Genomic DNA, 20188 nt, shown 5'->3' with positions numbered 1-20188 from the left:
TTTCTTGACGACGCTCCCGCACAAGCACGCCTCCTCCTTTGTTGGCAAAGACGCCGGATTTATTTCTCACTCCGGGAGCGGCCCACCCGACGGGCCGGGCCTGGCTGATCGATCTAGAAGTCCATGCCGCCTGCCGACATCGGCGGGTACTGTACATCCTTCCTCGGCTTTTCGGCGACCATTGCCTCGGTGGTAATCAGTAGGCCGGCGATCGAGGCGGCATCCTGCAGCGCGGTGCGGACGACCTTGACCGGGTCGATCACGCCCTGATCGTAGAGATCACCGAACTCGTTGGTCTGGGCGTTCCAGCCGTAGCCAAAATCGGTCTTCTCACGCAGCTTGCCGACGATGATCGAGCCCTCGGCACCTGCATTCTCGGCGATCTGGCGCACCGGCGCCTCGATTGCACGGCGGACGATGTCGATGCCGTGTCTCTGGTCGGCATTCTCGGTCTGAACGCTGTCCAGTGCTTTGACGGCTCTCAACAACGCGACACCACCGCCGGGCAGCACGCCCTCCTCGACGGCCGCGCGCGTGGCATGCATGGCGTCGTCGACGCGGTCCTTGCGTTCCTTCACCTCGACCTCGGTCGAGCCGCCGACGCGGATGACGGCCACGCCGCCGGCAAGCTTGGCCAGCCGCTCCTGCAGCTTTTCGCGATCGTAGTCCGACGTGGTTTCCTCGATCTGCGCCCTGATCTGCGCGACGCGGCCCTGAATCTCCGTCTTCGAACCTGCGCCGTCGACGATCGTCGTGTTTTCCTTTTCGACGACGACCTTCTTGGCGCCGCCAAGCATGTTGAGGGTCACATTCTCGAGCTTGATACCGAGGTCCTCAGAGACTGCGGTCCCGCCTGTTAAGATCGCTATGTCCTCCAGCATCGCCTTGCGGCGGTCGCCGAACCCTGGAGCCTTGACGGCAGCAACCTTCAGGCCGCCGCGCAGCTTGTTGACGACGAGCGTCGCCAGCGCCTCGCCTTCGACGTCCTCCGCAATGATAAGCAAAGGCTTCCCGGACTGAACCACGGCCTCGAGGACCGGCAGCAACGCCTGCAGGTTCGAAAGCTTCTTTTCGTGGATCAGGAGGTAGGGTTCCTCGAGCTCAACCCGCATCTTCTCTGGGTTGGTGACAAAATACGGCGAGAGATAACCACGGTCGAACTGCATGCCTTCGACGACTTCCAACTCTGTCACGGCGGTCTTGGCTTCCTCGACGGTGATGACGCCTTCGTTGCCGACCTTTGCCATTGCTTCTGCAAGGAAGCGGCCAATCTCGGCGTCGCCATTGGCCGAGATGGTGCCCACCTGGGCGATCTCATCGTTCCTGGTAACTTTACGGGCGTTCTTCCGCAGCTCCTCGACCACAGCTTCGACTGCTTTGTCGATGCCGCGCTTCAGGTCCATCGGGTTCATGCCCGACGCCACCGCCTTCGCACCCTCCTTGACGATCGCCTGGGCGAGAATTGTCGCGGTGGTGGTGCCGTCACCAGCGATGTCGCTGGTCTTCGAGGCAACTTCCCGCACCATCTGTGCACCCATGTTCTCGAACTTGTCCTCCAGCTCGACTTCCTTGGCAACAGTGACGCCGTCCTTGGTGATCCGGGGCGCGCCGTACGGCTTGTCGATAACAACATTGCGCCCCTTGGGGCCGAGCGTAACCTTGACGGCATTGGCGAGGATATCGACACCGGCCAGCATCTTCTCGCGGGCGTCGGAATGGAACTTCACTTCCTTGGCAGCCATTTTTCTACTCCTTCCTCAGGCAGCATTCCTTGTAAGCAGGGGCGGCATCGACCCTACGCCGCATTTCTCGCAGCGGCGTCGACCTCGATCACGCCCATCACGTCAGATTCCTGCATGATCAGGAGATCCTCGCCATTGAGCTTGATCTCGGTGCCCGACCATTTGCCGAACAGGATGCGATCGCCCACCTTCACATCGAGGGGTCGCAATTGCCCATTGTCGTCGCGCGCACCGGGGCCGGCGGCAACGACCTCACCTTCCTGTGGCTTTTCCTTCGCCGTGTCTGGGATGATGATGCCGCCGGCCGTTTTCTCCTCGGCCTCGATGCGGCGAACCAGGATTCGGTCATGCAAGGGACGGAACGTCATGTCGCTCTCCTCAGGGACAAACAGATTTTCCCTCCGCGCCGCATTCGGAGCGAAGCCGACGCGGGGCTCCGATCCTTTCGCCATCGCGTTCAGATCGATCTGGTTTATGATTTTTGGAGTTTCAAGAGGGGAGCTGAAATTTTTTAGCACTCTCGCCTATCGAGTGCTAACCGGTCTGAATTGATACGGCTGTTTCACGTCGCCGGCGGTTTGGACGCGTACCGCGTCGCCATGGTGGTGGGTTTTGCCGAGACGAGCTGACGATCACCCATGAGGCGAACATGCTGGTAGTCAACGGCGCGAAACCGCAGACGTACTGTACCTCATCAAGGCCTCGCTCTAAGGCCGTTTGGGCGCAGATTTGAACTCGCCGATCAGGTCATCGTCGAGGCCGGAAAGCTCGAAAACGGGCCCCCGGATTTTTGCGCGTCGCAACAAAACATAATGTGAAAAGACACTCTGCAACATTGGACCGCCTCATAGTGCAGCCCATGAGCCGGGCCAGGCACCTAGCGATCACCCGCTCTTTCTGCAAACAAAGATGAGGCATCCTTCATGCGTTTTAGGCTATTCGCTTCCGCCGCCCTGGCGCTCTCCTCTGCCATACCGGCCCTTGCCGCCGATATGGTGGTTGAGCAGCCAGCGCTCACTCCTCAGCAGCAGACCCATTCGGCTTACGACTGGTCCGGATTTTATCTTGGTGTCCAGGGCGGCTATTCCTGGAACCAGGCGACCATCCTGGACTCGGACCAGGGTATCGACAGCGGCACTTTCGGCGCTCATGCCGGCTACAATTTCCAGCATGAAAACATCGTTTATGGTATCGAAAATGACTTCAACTACAACTTCGAAGACGGCGGCGAAGCCAATCTTGAATGGGACGCGTCTGGCCGCGGCCGAGTAGGCTACGCCTGGGATCGTACCTTATTCTTCGCAACGGCAGGTGTCGCTGCAGCGGGCGGCAAGGTCGATGTCCCTGGTGTCGGCAAGAAAGACGATATTCTGATCGGTTGGACGGCCGGCGGTGGCATCGAGCACGCCTTTACCGACAATATCCTGGTACGTGGCGAATATCGATATTCCGATTTCGGGAGCAAAGACTTCGGTTCGGAAGTGGGGGACTTTGGCGCCTCTCAGCACAAGGTTCTGTTCGGCGCCAGCTATAAGTTCTGAAAATTGAGGCGGCCTGAAGCCCTTGCGCTTCCGGCGCCAAAACGTCGATTATTACGACACGATGCGAAAATTTCCGTCCTCACCAAGCAGCGCATTGGTGAGGACGTCTGCTACGATGATAGGCGACGCGCCTCCGAGGAATTAGGAGATGACGGCGCTCCCGCAGCTTGGTCTTTTGAGATGGGAGTTGCGGATTCTTGTCAATGGGTATGCCGTCGCTCTGCTGATCGAAGCCTTTGCGCCGACGACCTCAGTCGTGTGCTCCTGCCGTAACTTCATGAAAAGTCTTCTCTGATGATCGGCTACGTGACGACCTGGAGGCGGTTCCCCGTTCTTCGAAGAACCCAAAGTACCGGCCAACCTCGAGCACGAGCTGCGAAATCAGCTCTACTGCGGCAGTGAAACTCCGTCTCACCTTGATGTATCCTCACGGTGAAGACCACGCTGGAGGGTTACACCTCAATTGCCGCGCCGCAGAAAACAGCTGGTCATTCTGCCCATGAGGATCGCAGCCTAATGCCAGCTTCCACAATGCATTACGGCGAGTTTTGCATTAATTGCTTGAGTATTTCAATTCGCCATTGCTGTGGCTTTGGTGCCGATTCTTACGCTTGAGGGCCTAACAAGCGCAGTTCGGCAGATCGTCGAGTTGACCGGCGAAGTGTGCAAACAGAAGTTCGCTGCGCTTGGCGATCTCGGCGACATAACATCTGGCGTGACAGTTCGCGCACTCGTTTCGCCATCCCGAATGTAATGAGCTCCGACGCATCCGGGCACGAGATCGAATTGGCGCTCGCGCCGGACCTTTTCCCAACGGGCGAACCAATCGGATATCGTGGTGTCGTCGGTCACCCGTGAGACCTGGAGGGGTGCACCAAACCTTGAAGGGATGAGGACAAAGCAGACCGAGCGCCGACGAATGCCCGCCACTGCCCGATTGAAAGCTACCCGAACCATACAACAGGCCTCCTGCCACCGTGGTGGCAGGAAAGTATGAGAGGTGAATTGTTCTTGGCCCCGTACTAACTCGCGACCGCGCCGATTTGTTGCAGCAAGCTCAGCAAGTCAGGTTGACCACGCTCTTCGATAAATTTTCCGTCAGCCAAACGGTAAAAGTTCATGGCCTGGACCAGGATCGACTTACCTGTTGGTTCAACGCCAAAGAACAGTCCCTGGTGCGTGCCGCGCATTGTAAAACGCGCGGCAACTTTATCGTCTTCGGCGATAATTTCTTCCAAAGTCCATTGGATGTCAGGAAAGCCGCCTCGCATCATTCCAATGATCTCGAGGTAACCACCCGGGCCACGCAAAGGCTCTTGCCGCCCAGGGACGTGGAAAATGGCCTCCGGAGCGATCAACTCCGCGCCGAGTTGTTCGTTAGCAGTATTGATAAACTCGACAAACCGGCGCATTGCCGTTTTGTTACGTTCTATTGCCATTCTTGTTCTCCTTCGAACACTGTTTCAAGCTGGACGGTTGAAATCGATCGATGATGAGGTTCGGCCTGTCGAAACGGTGGTGAGTTTCATACGGCACTCTGAGGAAATCAGCGGCGCATGAAAACGGAAACCCCCGAGATCAAACCTCACCAGGCCAACATTGATTGTCGTCGTTGTTTTTTCCGTCTGTTTTTCTCAGAAGGAACCATCGGTCGACTTGGACAGGTCCTCGTATGCGCGCAGCTCGTCGAGCCGTCCTTCGAGGGTCGGCTTGTGGGCCGCAAGAGCATCGCTCCCAGCCAGGAATTGCTTGGGCGGATTTTCCATGCCGACGAACTTTACAAAAACGTCGGCCAGTTTCGCGGGGTCGCCGCCCTGTTTGCCGTCATAGCCTGACCACATGTCCTCAGCACTGCCTTCGACGGCATAGTCCTCAATCGTGCTCGCGGCATACTTGGCGTTTTGGGCGTCGAGGAGATCCGTTCGGAAGAAGCCCGGTGCGACGGCGGTGATCTTGATGCCGAATTGCTCAACTTCCTGAGCCACTGCCTGCGAGAGACCTTCGACCGCGAACTTTGCGGCGCTGTAGGCTCCGCAGTGCTTGAAGCCGATGACCCCCGCAAGCGAACTGATGTTGATGATCCGACCTGACCTCTGCTTTCGCATGACCGGGAGGACCGCGCGCATGACGTACATCACACCGTAGAAATTGGTCGACATCAGCCCTTCGATTTCGGCGTTACTCAACTCTTCGAAGTTGCCGAGCAGGCTGTAGCCCGCATTGTTGAGCAGAACGTCGATGCGGCCGAATGCTTTCAGAGCCTCGTCCACCGCGACCCTAGCCTGTTCTGCATTGGCGACATCCAACTGGACGAACGTAAGGTTACTTCCCGCGACGTCGCTCAGGGCACTCCGCACCTTGTCGAGGTTGCGGCCGGTTGCGACAACGCGGTCGCCAGCCTTCAGGGCCGCTCTGGCAGTTGCGGCACCGATACCGCTGCCCGCACCCGTAATAAACCAAATCTTGCTCATATCTGACTCCTGTTCTTGATGGACCAGAAGATAGATCGCTTGGCGAGGCACGATTAGCCGGCATTATCTGCATGAACTTAGAAATGGCATTTATGAATGCGGCGGGAAGTCGTGCACGATACTCTAAGGGCGCGGCACCAAGCGTCACGGGTCATATCCCACTTGCCCCGTCGCTGGCATGAAATCGCGCCGTGTCCAATCCTCCTTCATCAGGAGGATTGGATCACCGAATCCCAAAACATGAGATCCTATTTATGAAGTGAGACTAAGCAACATTGATGTGTGTGGCGAACCAGTCGAGCACCAGCTGCGGGTTCCGTCCGAAGTAGTTGTATCCCTCGAAACGCTGGTCAGTGCCTTCGATCCAGAAGAGCTTCTTGTCCTTTGAGGAAAGGGTGTCGTAGATCTCCTGCACATTGGACGGCTTGGTCAGGAAATCGTTGCGGACCTGCGCCACCAGCGTCGGAACTGTCACGGCCTTGGCGTATTCCATCGGCCAGACGTCGGCGAGGTGATAGCCGGTCCGCTTCCAGTAGGCGGCGTCGAACAATTCGACGCCATTTGCGATTTTCTGATTTTCCATCGCTGTCTGGACAAAGACCGCCGGCGTCACGGGCTGCAATGCAATCATGGCCTTGATGTGGGCGAATTCCGCCGGGTGCTTGTACATGCCCACGATCGTGGCGTTAGCGCCCAGGCAACGGCTGTAAAGGGCGGTCTTCATGTCCTTGGTGTCGGGCCGCGATTTGGCGTAACGCAACGAACCGATGACGTCACGATATTCCAGCGTGCCATGCGCGTTTACGCCGCCGCTGCCGGTGCCGCTGCGGCCATGGTTGCGCATGTCGTACGTAATGATGTTGTAGCCTGCGTCATGCAGGATCTTGTATTCCGGCAGGAAGTTTGCTTCAAAGCCGCCGAAGTTCTTCCAGGGATCCAGATGCCCGGGATATCCGTAGCGGTTGCAGGGCATGGGGTGATTGAAGATGAGCAATCGGTCTGAATCGGCGGGAATGAACCAGCCCTCGATCGTCACGCCATCCATCGCCGGGAAGAAGATCTCTTCATAGTCCATGCCGTACTCATTCGGCCACCGCAGGACGGGCGTGCGGGTCGAGTGTGCCATCAGATCGGCCATGCCGTTGATGAATTCTTCAGTTTTCGCGTCGGTCACGATTGCACCTGTTGCTGTTTGGCCCGCGGCCTGTACGCTCGCGGCGGCGGCCATGATCGGGAGAGCGGAGAGTGCCGCGCCGGCCTTCAGAAGTTGGCGCCGGCTATTTGAGGCGGGACCTTCATGCGGAACGATAGTGTCATGCTGGTTGCCCATGTCAGGCTCCTTGGGAGATGTTGGGATGTTGATGTCAGTTGGAATTTGAGGGGCCAGACGCGCATATCATCGCGCCTCGCCACATCCGGTCGTCACTGCTTGGGCGGAACGAAGCCTTCGGTGATGATGACCGAACCTTCGGTCGAGGCGACGCGGAACTTCCGGGCGGCCGTGTATTCCGGAGAATTGTAGAAGCGCTGCGCATCTGCCAGGCTTGGGAACTCGGCTATGGCCATGACCTTTTTCGGCTCGCCTTCCACCGCTGTGGCGTTCAGGTTGAACACGATGATCTTGCCGCCGAATTTCGGCGCCAGCGGACCGGCTTCTTCCATGTATTTGTTGTAGCCGGCCTGGTCCTTGATCGTATAATTCGCAATCATGTAGCCGGAAGGCCGCGAATCCTGGGCATAGGCGTTCGTCGTGAGGGTCAAGGCGATGGCCGCAGCCGCACCGAAAGCGATTTTCTTCATTGTGTCAGGTCCTTTGGTTTTAAGTTGAGGATGATCAGAGAGATCCGTCCGTCGATCTGGACAACTGATCATGGGTTCGCATGTCGCTGAGACGGCCCTCTATGCCGGGCGCGATCATGGCGATCGCATCCGTTCCGGCGACGAATATCTTCGGCGGATTTTCCATGGCGGCGACCGTGACGACGGCCGCGCCGAGCTTGTCGGGATCGCCAGGCTGCACGCCGTGGTAGCTCGACCAGGTGGCCTCGGATGTTGCGTCGCCGGCATAGTCTTCGATGCCGCTGCTAGGAACGTAACGAACATTCTGGCTGTCCAGCAGATCCGTGCGGAAGGCTCCGGGTTCAACAGTCGTGAACTTGACGCCGAACGGCTCGACCTCGATCCCGACGGAAAATGCCAGACCCTCGATCGCGAACTTGGTGGCTGAATAGGCACCGCAGTGTTTCAGGCCAATAACGCCGGCTGCGGCGCCGATATTGATGATGTGACCCGACCGCTGCTTGCGCATGACCGGAAGCACGGCGCGCACGACATGCACAACGCCATAGAAATTGGTGGCAAACTGGGCTTCGATCTGGGGAAGGGTCTGCTCTTCGAAGTTGCCGAGCAGGCAATAGCCAGCATTGTTCACCACAACGTCGATGCGTCCGAACCGCGCGACGGCGTCTTCTACCGCAGTATTGACCTGTGCTTCGCTGGTCACGTCCAACTTAACGAACGCAAGATTCTCATCGGCAACGTCGCGCAAGGCATGACGGGCCTTGTCGAGATTTCTGGAGGTGGCAATGACCTTATCGCCAGCCTTCAATGCCGCTCTGGCGACCCCGGCGCCGATGCCGCTGCTCACGCCTGTGATGAACCAAACTTTGCTCACGCTTAACTCCCTGTTTCCATAGACAGGAAGATAGATGCGCTCAGTCCACTTGATTAGAATGCATAATTTGCATGAAGCTAGAAAGCGGATTTCTAAATAGAGCCGCGTTCAACTGCTTTATGGCCGAGAGCATGGGTGCGGCGCTTTCGGCCCCTGATCATCTTCAAGCTATAGTGGGTGAGAAACACGCAAAGCCCAATGATCGCTATGTGATGCAGGAAAAAGGCCAGCGTCGCAGTCTGGAAATCCCAGAAGTCGAAGCTCATTTGCATGATCAATTTTGATCCGACATCGATTGTGAGCAAGCTCTGAACGCCGAAGACGGCGATTGTGATGGCTAGCACACGCAAAACAAACGTCCTGAGTTTGCTCTCGGTCGTCATGCCGAACCTGCTGCTCACCACACTGATAATCATCGACCAGTGCAGACCCAGGTGGAGGGACGCTATGAGCAGCGCCAGATAAGCCGTCGACGCGTGGATCTGGCCCAAGGTGAAGGTGCCGGTCAAAGAAAGGAAGCCAAAGACAGTCTGTGAGATGATTATGCTGGTTACCAGCAAGACTAGCATGGTGGTCAGAAGCGAGAGATTGATCACCTTGGTGACGATACCGCGCGGTTCGCGCCAGCCCTTCGTGATCATGCCGTACCAACGGCGGTTGAAAATGTTGTGGCTGATCAGCAGCAGGAACATGCCCGTGCCGATTACCTCATGTGCCGCATTGCCGAGCCAGTTGTAAGCCAGAGCGGCCAGCAACAAGCCGGCCGCCAGGAAATCGAGGATCAACCGCAAGAGAAACAGCGGCTTCAAGGGACGTAAGCCCGCATTCTGTCGGTCGTGAACATGAAGTCATTGTCTGCCTGAGACCCGTGGCACGATTGGCATCGCTCGGCGAACGCGGTCCGACTGACCTGCATGTTGGTATCGAACTGCTGAAAATGCCAGTCTCCGGTGCGCTGTTCCGCCGGGACGCCAAGGCCCCAGTCCACACCTTTCTCCATGACGAAATAGCCGGTGAGTTTGTAGTCGGCCCAGATGCCAAGGACCAATTGCGTGCCGGGCGGCAACGGTCGGCCGGACTTCGCGATCTCCAGAGTTTCGCGCGTTGCAAACGCTTCCTCCCTGGAAGAGCCACGATCGTAGGTCGCATAGTGGACGTACTCATCGAAATTCTTAGGGAAGGTTGCCCGGTTTCCGGTTGCTTGCGCCATTAGCGAAGAGCTGAATGGGCCGAAGACGCTGAAGACGATAGCGGCCACGGTCACGACAAGACGCAGGGTCGCAGCGAATGGGTCATTGGGTTTTTTGGATCTGGCGTCAGCCATAGAGGATTCCCTTGGTTTGCCGCTGGGCGGGATTTGACACAGACAATCGACGTCACCGTAGTCCGGCGGACCCGATCAGATTAGGCGGCGGTATTTGCATGGGCTTAGAAAGCGGGCTTCTTAATCCGGCAATTGCTGCAGCAATTCAAAGTGCTGCAGCGCCGCGCGTCTGAAAAACGCGCAGCGCCTGTAGGTCGCGTCGCGGCTGCATGGCAAAGCGCCGATCGGCCGGTGCTAGGTTGTTTGGTCAACCAGGCCCATTTGCATTTCGTTCATGCGCCCGCCATGCACGGTCAGCACCGAGAGGGCAGTCCCGAACTCACGGAGGTCGTCAGGCGTCAGTTCGACCCGAAGCGCACCCAGGTTCTCATTCAGATGATCGATATTGCGCGTGCCCGGGATAGGAACGATGAACGGCTTCTGCGCCAGCAACCACGCCAGGGCAATCTGAGAGGGCGTTGAACCTTTCTTTTCGGCGAACTGTTTCAACAACGCGACGAACGGCATATTGGCTGCCAGGTTTTCAGGGCTGAAGCGATCGAATGTCGAACGGAGATCGGTCTTCGGGTCGAACCTAGTGCTCGCGTCCATTTTCCCTGTGAGATAACCCATTCCCATGGGACCCCACGGGACGAAGCCGATGCCAAGCTCCTCACATGCAGCGAGAACGCCATTGTGTTCCGGGCTCCGTTCCATAGCGGAGTATTCCGTCTGGACCGCCGTCACAGGCTGGATGGCATGTGCCCGGCGAATTGTCCCAGCGCTCGGCTCCGAGAGACCGAAGTGCAGAACCTTGCCTTCCTGGATCAGTTCCTTGATCGCACCAGCCACATCTTCGATCGGTACGTTGGGATCGACGCGATGCTGATAGAAGAGATCGATGCGATCGGTCTTCAGACGTTTGAGCGAGGCCTCTGCCACCTGCTTGATCCGTTCCGGACGACTGTTCAGCCCGGCCGTGCCGTCGATTGCAAAGCCGAACTTGGTGGCGATTTTTACCTGATCGCGTATCGGTGCCAACGCTTCTCCAAGAAGCTCTTCGCTCGTATACGGCCCATAGACCTCGGCTGTATCAAAAAATGTAACGCCTTTTTCGTGGGCGGCGCGGATGGTCTCGATGCCTTGGGCCGTGGAGGCCGCCGGCCCATAATTGGCGCTGATGCTCATGCATCCAGCTCCCATTTCCGAGACTTCCAGCGTTCCGAGTTTCCGGGTTTTCATCTGGCCTTGTCCTGCCTGGGGAGTGCTTTTGGTTGCCTGAGGCTGATCCGGCGAAGCGGCCCAAGCCGACGATGCGACGGTCAACATTGCCCCGCCGAGCGCCGAGTTGATCAAGAAATCACGGCGCGCGACGCCCGGATGCTCGTTGGTATTGGAACCCGCGTTTTGCTTGTTTTTGTCCATAAGTCGTCTCCTGAATTTAGCGGCAGAGCCGTCTTTTCATCGAAGGAGGGACGAGCCGTGCCAGGCCAGCTTGCACTCAGGCGATCTGGATCACCTCGCCGGCATAGTGATTTTGCGCCCGTCCTCGTGACGTGAGATAAGCAGCGCAGCACCAGCGATTAGGCCCCATTTTCTGCATGGGGTTAGAAATGGGATTGATAAAATGCCAACGAGCGCTGAGTGGCGCTTTGGAGCTCCTGACATGCCTGAGGCTGTCGTCACATTAGCAAGTGTAGCGCAAATCAGTTGCTACGGTCCCCTGTAGCGGAGTGCCTCCACCAGGAGGGAGAAGGCCGGGGTGTGTTGTCGCCGGCTTGGATAATAGAGGTGATAGCCTGGGAATGGCGGGCACCAGTCTTCCAAAACTCGGATCAGGCGCCCCTTGGCCACATGATGGGAAACCTGACTTTCAAAGACATAAACCAGCCCCAGTCCGTCAAGAGCCGCGTTTTCCAGCATCTCGTTGTCATTGAGAATGAGCGATCCGCTGACGCGCGCCTCCAGCTCCACGCCATCACGCTCGAACTCCCAGGCATAGAGCCCACCTCCCCTGCTCTGCCGATAGCTAACGCAAGCGTGGCTGTTCAGGTCACGTGGCGTTTCAGGGCGCTTTCGGTTGGCAAAATAAGAGGGTGATCCGACGACCGCCATTCGAACATCCGGGCTCACCCGCACTGCTACCATGTCCTTCTCGACCTGTTCGCCGAGGCGTATGCCAGCATCAAATCGGCCAGCGACGATATCGGTGAGCCCTTCGTCGACATTGATCTCAATGACGATGTCCGGATACTCGGGCGCGAGCTTCAGCAGCGCGGGCCAGAGTACCATTCGAGCGGCATGCCGAAAGGTGGTGATGCGAATCGTGCCTGCGGGTTTATCGCGAAGGGCAGCGAGCGCGGCGATTTCACTGTCGATATGATCAAACGCAGGGCGTAGATTGTGAAATAGCCGCTCTCCCGCCTCTGTCGTCGACAGACTACGCGTCGTCCGTGAAATCAAACGCACATCCAGACGTCGCTCGAGCATCCGAACAGCATAGCTTAATGCGGACTGAGAAAGGCCAAGCTTCGCGGCCGCGCGAGTGAAACTTCCCTCCTCCACAACGGTGATGAATGCCGCCAGCTCACTGAAATCACCTTTTCTCATTTATAAATCCCATTTCTAAGTTTATGCGGATTATAGGGTCTAATTAGCATGCCTGTCCTCCATTATTTATTTGCTCGACATCACCCACCGTTAGGGCGGCAAGAGGACAACAAGAAAATGAGCAAGACACAGCCGCAACTCTTCGAAGAGTTCACCTTCTCCAAGGGGATCGGCCTTCGCAACCGTATTGTCATGGCACCCATGACGACGTGGTCCGGCAACGAGGACGGTACGGTCTCGGATGAAGAAGTCGCCTATTATCACCGCAGAGCAAAAGGCGTCGGCCTGGTGATTACCGGCTGTACCCACGTCCTGCCAAACGGCATCGGTTTTGCGGGGCGAGTTCGCATCCTACGACGATAGGTTCACGCCGAGCTTGCGCCGCCTGGCCGAGGCGGCCAAGAGCGGCGGTGCGCCTGCTATCCTCCAGATCTTCCATGCAGGCAACAAAGCCCTGCCCGAACTGGTCCCAGGGGGCGAGATCGTCAGCGCGAGCGCACTGAAGGCTGCGCCGGGTGCATTCAATAACGGTGACATCACAGCGCGAGCTCTAAGCCACGATGAGATCCTCGACATCATCGTGGCTTTCGGCAAGGCCACGCGGCGTGCAATCGAGGCAGGCTTCGACGGCGTCGAATTGCACGGAGCGCACGGGTTTCTCATTCAGAACTTCTTCTCGCCGCTATTCAACAAGCGGGACGACGAATGGGACGGCTCATTGGGGAATCGCATGCGCTTCCCCCTCGCGGTCGTCCAAGAGGTGAAGCGGATCATCGACCTGCATGCAAGGCGGCCGTTCTTGCTGGGTTATCGGATTTCACCTGAAGAATCAGATGAAGGCGGTATTCGGATCAGTGACACTTACGAACTTATCGATCGTCTCGCCTTGGCCGGGGTGGACTACACGCACGTGTCGCTATCGAGCGTGCGTCATGCCAAACCCATTGGCGATGCCGACGGCAGTTCCATCGCTGAACTCATCGTCGCGCACGTTGCCGGCCGTATACCCGTCATCGCCGCCGTTCTTAAGGCCAAAGGCTTCCCAGGCCAGAGACAGTGGCGCGATTGACGCGTGACCGAAGATGCCGCCGCCAACGATGAAGTTGTTTGGCGCATGCAGCTTGAAGAGGAATAGTTCGCCGGGCTGAAGCGCGCGAAACTGCGTCGTCCCGCTGGGTTGCCAGAAATTGACTTCGTCATGCGGAACAGAGGCGCTCAACTGATCGAACCAGGCCTTGTCCGTAACACCGACGAAGAGACGGACCATGGTCTATCCTCTCATCTCGTCTGTGTTTTGAAGCGCCGACGTTTTGGCAATCCACATGGTTAGTGCCGCAGCCCGAGAGCCAGCACGGCGACAACCATCGCGCGATCAAGCAACTCATGCGCCAGACTGACGCGACCGAGAGAACCGTCAAGCACCGGCTCTCGGCCCAACATGGCCCAGATACAGTGTATTTCTTACGTCTCGTGGTTTCATCGCAAGTCATCAGGGCCTTCGTTCTCGGCCTGATCGAAAGCCCGGCAGCAAATCCGCTGAACGCTCCGGTGGATCGCCTTTCGCTCGCGACAGCCAGAGAAGCCTACGCCGCCGGCGAGGCCACTGGCTTTGGGCCGGCAAAGGCTGCGCGAAAAAATGACCCTGAACGTGTCCTTGAACGCGACCCTATAAATGTCCCTGATCCTATAGAACTCAGTGACCGGCAACGTTGGTTTCTGGCCCGAGTCGCGGAAGGAAGTCGGTGCGGGGCTAAGGAGATCGTAGCGGTATGGCAGGTGAGCCTGAAAACCGCGCGACGCGACATAGGCGCTCTCCAGAAACCCAGTTGCTTGAGTATGTCGGATCACGCCGGAAGGGACGATACCGGCGAACACCGAGATAAGCGAAATACAACGATATGCACGGCTCAGCATCGATCTGCCTCGATCAAGGTTCGCCTCCCAAAATTGTGCAACAGGCTGTTGCACAATTTCATGACCTTAGACGAACAATACGGCCGAGCGCGCGCTGAGAGGAATTGCACTTGGGCGTCGAAACTGGACGTTCGCCGGTTCCCAGCGTGGGGCCGATCGTGCCGCCATCATGCTCTCCGTCATCACGACCTGTCGTCTCAACGACGTCGACCCCAAGGCGTGGCTCTCCGATGTGTTCGCCCGCATCGCCGATCTTCCCGTCTCCCGCCTGCACGAACTGCTGCCCTGGCAATGGAAGGCACAGAAAGGGACGGCTATAGCGGCGGCCGCGTAAACAGCTCCCGGAACAATGCTTCCGAACGCTCCAAGCCTTCGTCGGTCAGGATCAATGACTTCGACTTGTTGACTGGGTCGCCGATCAAGCCCTTCTTGTGAAGCCGATCCGTCGCTGCCCAGTCGAAACCCTTCCAGGCACAACGCTCGTTATGCAGCGTCAGCCATAACAGCGCCAAAACGGCATCGTCGATCTTGTCCTCATCGATCTCCATCAACCAATATTACCACACGCGGCGCCCAAAATCCTGCGGCCCTGCCCGGATGGATACGTTGCAGTGTGTCGTTTGATGTTGAGATATGTTGTGGCACCACTCCTCGCATCGGTCGGATGAACCAATTTCGCAGACACTACCGCAGTTGGGCCAGAAGCGCGTCGGCGCCCTTTTCTATCGCAACCTTCGAGGCTTGCAGAGCGCCGAAGCTGGCGCCAACATTCATTGCGTTCGGATATTGCTTGGTGACATATGCGGACAGCAGGCGGTTGTTCAATGCATCATAGATCTCTACGGCATAGGCTACAGAACCGGTCATGGAGCCTTCCTTGTCCCGCGCGGCCTGGACTGCGTTGTAGACACCCCCTCCAACGTCAAGATGAGAGAACGGGCCAAGGACCGGGGTTGTCGTCTTTGCTCCAGTCAAGGTCAGGTGCACCCGCAGAGTGCCCGCAGCGGGCGTGCTGACCGTGGAAAAACGGGTTCTGAGCTTCTGGGTAAACTGAGACTGCATGTAGCTGGCCAGAACGCTCTTGTCCTGCTCGCTTATCTTGACGAACTGGTTGTCCTGGCCCCGATAGACAGTAACGGGATCGATGATGACCTTATCGTACTGCTTCCAATCGACATTGCTGTGATAGCGATAAGGAACGCGGCCGCTTCGATCGACGGGGTCGGGCTTAAGGTGCGGCGCCGAGGCCAGATCGGCATAGGCAGTCGGATCGGCCGTGCTGCAACTGGCGAGTGCCGATCCGGCAAGTACGAGGGCAATGCTGAGATTGGAAATGATCTTCAATGTTCTGGCTCCAGCCGGTAGGAACGCCGAGCGGCAAATGTGGCTGGAGTGAGCGATATCTGACTGTGGTGTTGCTGTGTTTTCAATAATATTGGGAAATGTTCGTGTCGGCTGTGCCCGCTTCTATAGTTTGATGACATCACTCTGAGTTGCAGCAGATGATGTCGGCTTCACCGGTGGCAACTGGATTTCCACGACAAGCCCGTTCGGCTGGCGATCGCGCAGTCTGAACTCCCCTCTATGTCCTATCGTCACGATGCCTTGGGCGATCGAAAGTCCAAGCCCGAAACCGCCGCTCTTGCCTCCGGTTTGTCGCGCCTCATCGGCTTTGAAGAACGGTTCGAGGACCCTCTGCTTGAGATCATCAGACAGGCCGGGGCCGTCGTCGGACACCCTGATTGTAACACCATCATCATGGTCCTGTAGAAGTTGGATTTCGATTTCCTGTGCATACCGTGACGCGTTGTCGATCAAATTGGAAATCGCACGCGTCAGCCCTTGCGGCATGCAAATATAGGTGAGCCTCCGCGGACCGGCAAAGCGGACGTTGATCCCCGTGTCGGCGAAGTCGTTCGAAATCGTCTGAAGCAAGCTCGACAGATCCACTTTGCGTGAGGGTTCAAATCTGTTGTCTAGAAAGCCGAGGCTGGCGTCGATCAGTGAAGACAGTGTGCTAACGTCGGCCAGCATGAGCTCCTTCAGTTCTGGCTCGCTTGATCGATCAATGCGCATCCGCAGTCTCGTTAGTGGGGTTCTCAGGTCGTGGCTGATGGCGCGAAGCACTCTTGTCCGATCGCGCAGCATGGTCTGTATTCGGCTTTGCATGACGTTGAGCGACGCCGCCAGGCTTTTAATCTCCGACGCTCCTTCGGCTTTGAAGGGCTCCTCGGAATGGTCGTCCATGCTGACCCGCTGCGCGGCCGCTGCAAACCGGACCAGAGGTTCGGTGATCAGCCAACTGCCAACATAGGCAAACAATATCAGGGGAATGACAATTTTCAGAAGGCCGCTTGCAACCGCTGGCGCTAGCCAGACGCTACTTGGAAACTGCGGCATCTCAAAGGAAAGTGCACGGTTGTCATCGACCGCGACGATCAAGGCGGATGGCCTGGCCTCACCATCCACTGCGTTCTTCAGCGACGTCAATATTCCATCATTGATGAGCTCTTTTACCCGCGAAACGACGTTGTTCGTCCCTTCTCCCGTCTGGTACGACATTGACGCCCGCGACGGCGAGCTCCGTCTCGCGGATACGCCCAGACGCTCGGCAAAGCGAAGTGCGTCATCCTCCTCCTGGATTGTCCGGCTGCGGCCGAACTGTTCAAGGACCATTTCCACGTGACCGGAGAACAGGCCGATTTCGATCCCCTTATCATGTCGACCGTAAATGAACGGTTCGGACACGGCGGCCACCGCGGACACGAAGACGACCAGCAGGATTGCAAGAAAGAAGAGTTGCTTTCGGATCGAGGCGGTGCGAAGCCCCCTCATGGCAGGCGCTCTACCTTAGACGCAAACAGATATCCGCCGAGCCTGACTGTCTTGATGAAGGTCGGATCCTTGAGATTCGGCTCGATTTTCTGCCTGACGCGGCTGATATGCGCATCGATGCTACGCTCGATAGGTCCGGCCGACCCTGCATGAGTCATCGCAAGCAGCTGCTCGCGTGTGAGAACTTTGTTCGGATGGCAGCAAAACGCCCACAGCAGATCGAACTCTGCCGTTGTCATCGAGACCTGAGCACCGTCAGCATCGAAGAGCTGACGACTTCGCGGGTCGATCCGCCAGCCTGAGAACCTCAGAGCTTCGAGTCCGGCCTCTGGTTCGCTGTGGTCAGCGACCCGTCGGAGGATGTTTTTTATACGGGCCATCAACTCGCGCGAATTGAACGGTTTGGTGACGTAGTCATCAGCACCTAGCTCAAGCCCGAGGATACGGTCGATATCCTCCCGCAGTGCTGTGAGCATCAGGATCGGCGTTTTCCCGGAAGATCGCAACCGCCTGCAAATGCTGAAGCCGTCCTCACCGGGCAGCATTCCGTCAAGAAGGATCAGATCGAAACCATGGCGAGCGAGAATCCTGTCCATCTCTATCCCGTTTGCCACCGAGACTGCCTGAAAACTATGGGCTTTTACGAGGTCGACCAGCATGCCTGCGATATCGCCATCGTCCTCGACAATCAGGATGCGGGCTTGCGGGGGCACGGACACGTCGTGGGCCATCGTGTTTCTTGGCTGAAGGGGAAGCATCGCCATGTCGATCAACTATCTCATTGGGCTAAAAACCCGGCCAGCAGGTGGAATGGCGAGCAGCCATGGGCTCGAACTATTCTAGCTCTATCTGATCTCACGCAAAACTTTATTCGAAAATGTTGCAAAATGTTGCGCCGCCTCTGCTAGCTCCGCTTGCCCTTCGTTCGTCCAGTTAGCGTTGCATCTGGGTATTGGCCGCTGCTACGGACTTCAAAAGGATCGGAGCGGAGCTCGATATCGAGGCAGCAAGGTAACAGCCGCGAACGACGAGCAGGGAAAAGAAAGCCACTGACGTTCCCATCACGATATAGTGCCTGAGCCGCGATCGTTTCGCCAAGTTTGTCGCAAACGCCGTAGCGGCATGCTGCACAAGCCGCCCGATTGCCACCAGCAGAAATAGAGCCAGCATGATGTATCCGCTTAACGAAGCGGCACCTATTAGCCAGAACACCAAAAAACATCCCCCGAAGAAGAACCGTTCCTGTTTGGGAGCTGCAATTCGCCAAAGCTCGCCCTTTCGAAGCCTTCCGGCGATTTCGGTTCCTCCGTAATCATGGTCTATAGAGCTTTGTTCGATAGCGGTGCGGGATGAACAGAGGTAGTCAGCTGTAGAGGAAGGAGGAGAGATAGCCGCGTCTCGAAGACTGTTAGGATCGAACATCGCTCAATCCTTCACGATGGTGAGGCAAACCCAACATCTTCTTTGCCATGGCCCACCATCGAGAGGCTTTGTGACCTCGCATCGCTATGGTTTTGACCGGCTCGGTGCCAGCATGTTCACCTCTTGCAGTTACCGGTCGAACAAGGAATTCGACCCGTTCCATGAACGCCCTGCCGTCGAATTTTTTAGACGTCGACAGGGGGCCGCCGCCGGAAGGCTCTGCATGAAAGAAAATCTCGAGATTGACCACGGGTATAGAGTGGATGTTGCGCAAAAGGTCGATCTCCGGTCGGGTCGTGATGGCAAACGAGTAGCAATCCGAACGAAGGGCGTCGAAAACCTCCGGAACCGTCGAGACAGCGATGGACGAGTGCCCACGCTCCGCGAGTTTCGTGACGATCATATACGCGGCCGGCTGAGGCAGAAAGACGAGGATTTTCTTCGGGCCAGTGGTCCCTGTGGACATTTGATTTTCCTCACAGTGGTGGTGAAGAAATCTAGTCCATGCCTCTGCAGCGGAATGTTTGGTTTTATTCAGTTTTGTTTCGGCTGCCCCGTTGGATGACGCTGTTAGCAAGTCGTCCGGTCGTATCCGCCTTCAAACTGGATCGAGGGCTCCAACAATCTGCATATCGTTCTTAAGCCCGAAAGAACCAGATACACGCCGGCTACGATCGCGTCGCTTCTTTCGACGGCGCGCATTTGATCTGAACCGCCGTGGCTCTAGTCGCCGCTGGATGAACGTCCCGTGGCAGGTCAGTAGCGGACTTTTTTGGTAGCGCAGCGTAGGCGTTGGCATCCTCGTGCATCCGATATCCATCCTAAGATAACGTCCTTTATCATCGACAGACGTTCGCGCTGGTTTTGCTGACACTCGCAGGCAGCGTGTAGATGGGGATCGCTATAGAATTATGCTGCAACTGGTTGCGGGTCGACGTCCTGGACATCGCGCGCCAATAGGCCGATGCTGTCGTTAGTCTGGAGGCGCCCACAGACTGCGTGGGCACGGGGTATATCGTGAGTGCGGCAACGAAACGGTTTCTTGAACTCGCCGAGGCTCCATATGGCGTTTACTATCGCATCGCCCGCCTTTAACAATGGCGGAACCATTCCCAGGCTTTACACCTGCGAAGGGCAAGGTATTTCCCCGCCTCTCGAATGGACAGACATTCCGACCGGAACCAGAAGCCTTGTGTTGATCGTCGACGACCCGGACGCACCGGATCCGGCGCATCCGAAAATGACCTGGATACACTGGATTGTTTTCAATCTGCCCCCCGATCTGAAGGGGCTTGTGGAAGGGATTTCGCAACTGCCATCAGGCGCCCAGACAGCGAGGAATGGGTGGAACAGCAATGCGTATGGCGGCCCTTGTCCTCCGATCGGTGTGCACCGCTACTTCTTCAAGCTCTATGCACTCAATGACCGCCTCACCCTATCGGCGGCGGCTAGCAAGGACCAAATCGAAGCGCAAATGCGCGATCACGTCATTGCCGGAACCGAGCTCGTCGGCACCTATGGCAAAACAGGGAAGTGACAGATATGCGTCGACCGATGTACTCGTTCAAACCTTGCCGCCGATTGATCAAGATGGAGAACGCCGCGTCTATCGTCCAAGATTTGATCCGTTATTGAAAACAACGCTCCAAACTTGAAAGACATACATCGCTAACCGC

20 protein-coding genes and 2 pseudogenes are annotated in these 20188 nt (G+C 57.2%); 4 read left to right on the top strand and 18 right to left on the bottom strand.

Annotated elements, in window-relative coordinates; translation table 11 throughout:
• Positions 1–113 precede the first annotated feature (113 nt).
• Together groL and groES are read right to left on the bottom strand one after the other, a co-directional pair.
• Positions 114–1742: a chaperonin GroEL gene (gene groL / locus PMI09_RS00920; protein WP_007787939.1), complete on the bottom strand. Its 1629-nt coding sequence runs from the start codon at positions 1740–1742 to the stop codon at positions 114–116.
• Positions 1743–1795: 53 nt separating this feature from the next.
• Positions 1796–2110, bottom strand: a complete 315-nt coding sequence (gene groES / locus PMI09_RS00915) for a co-chaperone GroES (protein WP_037081550.1) — start codon at positions 2108–2110, stop codon at positions 1796–1798.
• A gap of 555 nt (positions 2111–2665) precedes the next feature.
• On the opposite strand from groES, the gene PMI09_RS00910 reads away from it, so the two are divergent.
• Positions 2666–3283, top strand: coding sequence for an outer membrane protein (locus PMI09_RS00910; protein WP_007787935.1), 618 nt, complete (start codon positions 2666–2668; stop codon positions 3281–3283).
• Positions 3284–4305: 1022 nt separating this feature from the next.
• Here PMI09_RS00910 and PMI09_RS00905 read toward each other — a convergent pair.
• From PMI09_RS00905 to PMI09_RS00865, 9 genes are all read right to left on the bottom strand, one after another.
• On the bottom strand, positions 4306–4722 hold the full coding sequence (locus tag PMI09_RS00905) for an ester cyclase (RefSeq protein ID WP_007787933.1): 417 nt from the start codon (positions 4720–4722) through the stop codon (positions 4306–4308).
• Positions 4723–4917: 195 nt separating this feature from the next.
• Positions 4918–5754 (bottom strand): SDR family oxidoreductase, encoded by an 837-nt coding sequence (locus PMI09_RS00900; protein WP_007787932.1) that lies wholly within the window; start codon positions 5752–5754, stop codon positions 4918–4920.
• 265 nt (positions 5755–6019) lie between these two features.
• Positions 6020–7084 (bottom strand): alpha/beta hydrolase family protein, encoded by a 1065-nt coding sequence (locus PMI09_RS00895; RefSeq protein WP_007787931.1) that lies wholly within the window; start codon positions 7082–7084, stop codon positions 6020–6022.
• Between the two features lie 92 nt (positions 7085–7176).
• Positions 7177–7554, bottom strand: a complete 378-nt coding sequence (locus PMI09_RS00890) for a DUF1330 domain-containing protein (RefSeq protein ID WP_007787929.1) — start codon at positions 7552–7554, stop codon at positions 7177–7179.
• Positions 7555–7588: 34 nt separating this feature from the next.
• On the bottom strand, positions 7589–8428 hold the full coding sequence (locus tag PMI09_RS00885; RefSeq protein WP_007787926.1) for an SDR family oxidoreductase: 840 nt from the start codon (positions 8426–8428) through the stop codon (positions 7589–7591).
• A gap of 92 nt (positions 8429–8520) precedes the next feature.
• Entirely contained in the window at positions 8521–9237 is a 717-nt protein-coding gene (locus PMI09_RS00880; RefSeq protein ID WP_007787924.1) for a DUF4405 domain-containing protein, read from the bottom strand.
• A complete protein-coding gene (locus PMI09_RS00875; protein ID WP_007787923.1) occupies positions 9234–9752 on the bottom strand; it encodes a cytochrome P460 family protein in 519 nt (172 codons plus the stop codon). The genes PMI09_RS00880 and PMI09_RS00875 overlap by 4 nt, the downstream gene beginning before the upstream one ends.
• Positions 9753–9986: 234 nt before the next feature.
• Positions 9987–11156, bottom strand: a complete 1170-nt coding sequence (locus PMI09_RS00870; RefSeq protein ID WP_007787922.1) for an aldo/keto reductase — start codon at positions 11154–11156, stop codon at positions 9987–9989.
• Between the two features lie 288 nt (positions 11157–11444).
• A complete protein-coding gene (locus PMI09_RS00865) occupies positions 11445–12341 on the bottom strand; it encodes a LysR family transcriptional regulator (RefSeq protein WP_007787920.1) in 897 nt (298 codons plus the stop codon).
• Between the two features lie 117 nt (positions 12342–12458).
• Between PMI09_RS00865 and PMI09_RS00860 the strand changes: the two are divergent.
• A pseudogene (locus PMI09_RS00860) lies at positions 12459–13362 on the top strand (NADH-dependent flavin oxidoreductase); the annotation flags it as partial.
• A 455-nt stretch (positions 13363–13817) separates the two neighbouring features.
• Here the strand turns inward: PMI09_RS00860 and PMI09_RS31105 are convergent.
• Positions 13818–14255: a hypothetical protein gene (locus PMI09_RS31105; protein WP_007787913.1), complete on the bottom strand. Its 438-nt coding sequence runs from the start codon at positions 14253–14255 to the stop codon at positions 13818–13820.
• Positions 14256–14325: 70 nt separating this feature from the next.
• Here PMI09_RS31105 and PMI09_RS29870 point away from each other — a divergent pair.
• Positions 14326–14589: pseudogene (locus PMI09_RS29870) on the top strand (transposase domain-containing protein); the annotation flags it as partial.
• Here PMI09_RS29870 and PMI09_RS00850 read toward each other — a convergent pair.
• The 6 genes from PMI09_RS00850 to PMI09_RS00825 all read right to left on the bottom strand — a co-directional run bounded on the left by PMI09_RS00850 (position 14570) and on the right by PMI09_RS00825 (position 18915).
• Entirely contained in the window at positions 14570–14803 is a 234-nt protein-coding gene (locus tag PMI09_RS00850) for a DUF6429 family protein (RefSeq protein ID WP_007787912.1), read from the bottom strand. The pseudogene PMI09_RS29870 and the gene PMI09_RS00850 overlap by 20 nt on opposite strands.
• Before the next feature lie 136 nt (positions 14804–14939).
• Positions 14940–15599: a DUF3313 domain-containing protein gene (locus PMI09_RS00845; RefSeq protein ID WP_007787910.1), complete on the bottom strand. Its 660-nt coding sequence runs from the start codon at positions 15597–15599 to the stop codon at positions 14940–14942.
• Positions 15600–15722: 123 nt separating this feature from the next.
• Positions 15723–17090, bottom strand: coding sequence for an ATP-binding protein (locus PMI09_RS00840; protein ID WP_007787908.1), 1368 nt, complete (start codon positions 17088–17090; stop codon positions 15723–15725).
• Complete coding sequence (locus PMI09_RS00835) at positions 17087–17821, bottom strand: response regulator (RefSeq protein WP_202801590.1); 735 nt, start codon at positions 17819–17821, stop codon at positions 17087–17089. Before PMI09_RS00835 ends, PMI09_RS00840 begins: the two co-directional genes overlap by 4 nt.
• Positions 17822–18023: 202 nt before the next feature.
• Positions 18024–18512, bottom strand: coding sequence for a hypothetical protein (locus PMI09_RS00830; RefSeq protein ID WP_007787904.1), 489 nt, complete (start codon positions 18510–18512; stop codon positions 18024–18026).
• Positions 18499–18915, bottom strand: a complete 417-nt coding sequence (locus tag PMI09_RS00825; RefSeq protein WP_244423698.1) for a hypothetical protein — start codon at positions 18913–18915, stop codon at positions 18499–18501. Before PMI09_RS00825 ends, PMI09_RS00830 begins: the two co-directional genes overlap by 14 nt.
• A gap of 660 nt (positions 18916–19575) precedes the next feature.
• Here PMI09_RS00825 and PMI09_RS00820 point away from each other — a divergent pair.
• Positions 19576–20049, top strand: a complete 474-nt coding sequence (locus tag PMI09_RS00820; protein ID WP_007787899.1) for a YbhB/YbcL family Raf kinase inhibitor-like protein — start codon at positions 19576–19578, stop codon at positions 20047–20049.
• The last annotated feature ends 139 nt before the right edge of the window (positions 20050–20188 follow it).

The sequence above is a fragment of the Rhizobium sp. CF122 genome (genome assembly GCF_000282035.1).
Lineage (GTDB): Bacteria > Pseudomonadota > Alphaproteobacteria > Rhizobiales > Rhizobiaceae > Rhizobium.
This window is presented reverse-complemented; position numbering and strand designations above follow the sequence as displayed.

What these genes read in the sequence shown, in the direction of transcription:
- groL (WP_007787939.1), bottom strand. Translation starts at nt 1,742, where the DNA reads ATGGCTGCCAAGGAAGTGAAGTTCCATTCCGACGCCCGCGAGAAGATG.
- groES (WP_037081550.1), bottom strand. Translation starts at nt 2,110, where the DNA reads ATGACGTTCCGTCCCTTGCATGACCGAATCCTGGTTCGCCGCATCGAG.
- PMI09_RS00910 (WP_007787935.1), top strand. Translation starts at nt 2,666, where the DNA reads ATGCGTTTTAGGCTATTCGCTTCCGCCGCCCTGGCGCTCTCCTCTGCC.
- PMI09_RS00905 (WP_007787933.1), bottom strand. Translation starts at nt 4,722, where the DNA reads ATGGCAATAGAACGTAACAAAACGGCAATGCGCCGGTTTGTCGAGTTT.
- PMI09_RS00900 (WP_007787932.1), bottom strand. Translation starts at nt 5,754, where the DNA reads ATGAGCAAGATTTGGTTTATTACGGGTGCGGGCAGCGGTATCGGTGCC.
- PMI09_RS00895 (WP_007787931.1), bottom strand. Translation starts at nt 7,084, where the DNA reads ATGGGCAACCAGCATGACACTATCGTTCCGCATGAAGGTCCCGCCTCA.
- PMI09_RS00890 (WP_007787929.1), bottom strand. Translation starts at nt 7,554, where the DNA reads ATGAAGAAAATCGCTTTCGGTGCGGCTGCGGCCATCGCCTTGACCCTC.
- PMI09_RS00875 (WP_007787923.1), bottom strand. Translation starts at nt 9,752, where the DNA reads ATGGCTGACGCCAGATCCAAAAAACCCAATGACCCATTCGCTGCGACC.
- PMI09_RS00870 (WP_007787922.1), bottom strand. Translation starts at nt 11,156, where the DNA reads ATGGACAAAAACAAGCAAAACGCGGGTTCCAATACCAACGAGCATCCG.
- PMI09_RS00865 (WP_007787920.1), bottom strand. Translation starts at nt 12,341, where the DNA reads ATGAGAAAAGGTGATTTCAGTGAGCTGGCGGCATTCATCACCGTTGTG.
- PMI09_RS31105 (WP_007787913.1), bottom strand. Translation starts at nt 14,255, where the DNA reads ATGCTGAGCCGTGCATATCGTTGTATTTCGCTTATCTCGGTGTTCGCC.
- PMI09_RS00850 (WP_007787912.1), bottom strand. Translation starts at nt 14,803, where the DNA reads ATGGAGATCGATGAGGACAAGATCGACGATGCCGTTTTGGCGCTGTTA.
- PMI09_RS00840 (WP_007787908.1), bottom strand. Translation starts at nt 17,090, where the DNA reads ATGAGGGGGCTTCGCACCGCCTCGATCCGAAAGCAACTCTTCTTTCTT.
- PMI09_RS00835 (WP_202801590.1), bottom strand. Translation starts at nt 17,821, where the DNA reads ATGGCCCACGACGTGTCCGTGCCCCCGCAAGCCCGCATCCTGATTGTC.
- PMI09_RS00830 (WP_007787904.1), bottom strand. Translation starts at nt 18,512, where the DNA reads ATGTTCGATCCTAACAGTCTTCGAGACGCGGCTATCTCTCCTCCTTCC.
- PMI09_RS00825 (WP_244423698.1), bottom strand. Translation starts at nt 18,915, where the DNA reads ATGATCGTCACGAAACTCGCGGAGCGTGGGCACTCGTCCATCGCTGTC.
- PMI09_RS00820 (WP_007787899.1), top strand. Translation starts at nt 19,576, where the DNA reads ATGGCGTTTACTATCGCATCGCCCGCCTTTAACAATGGCGGAACCATT.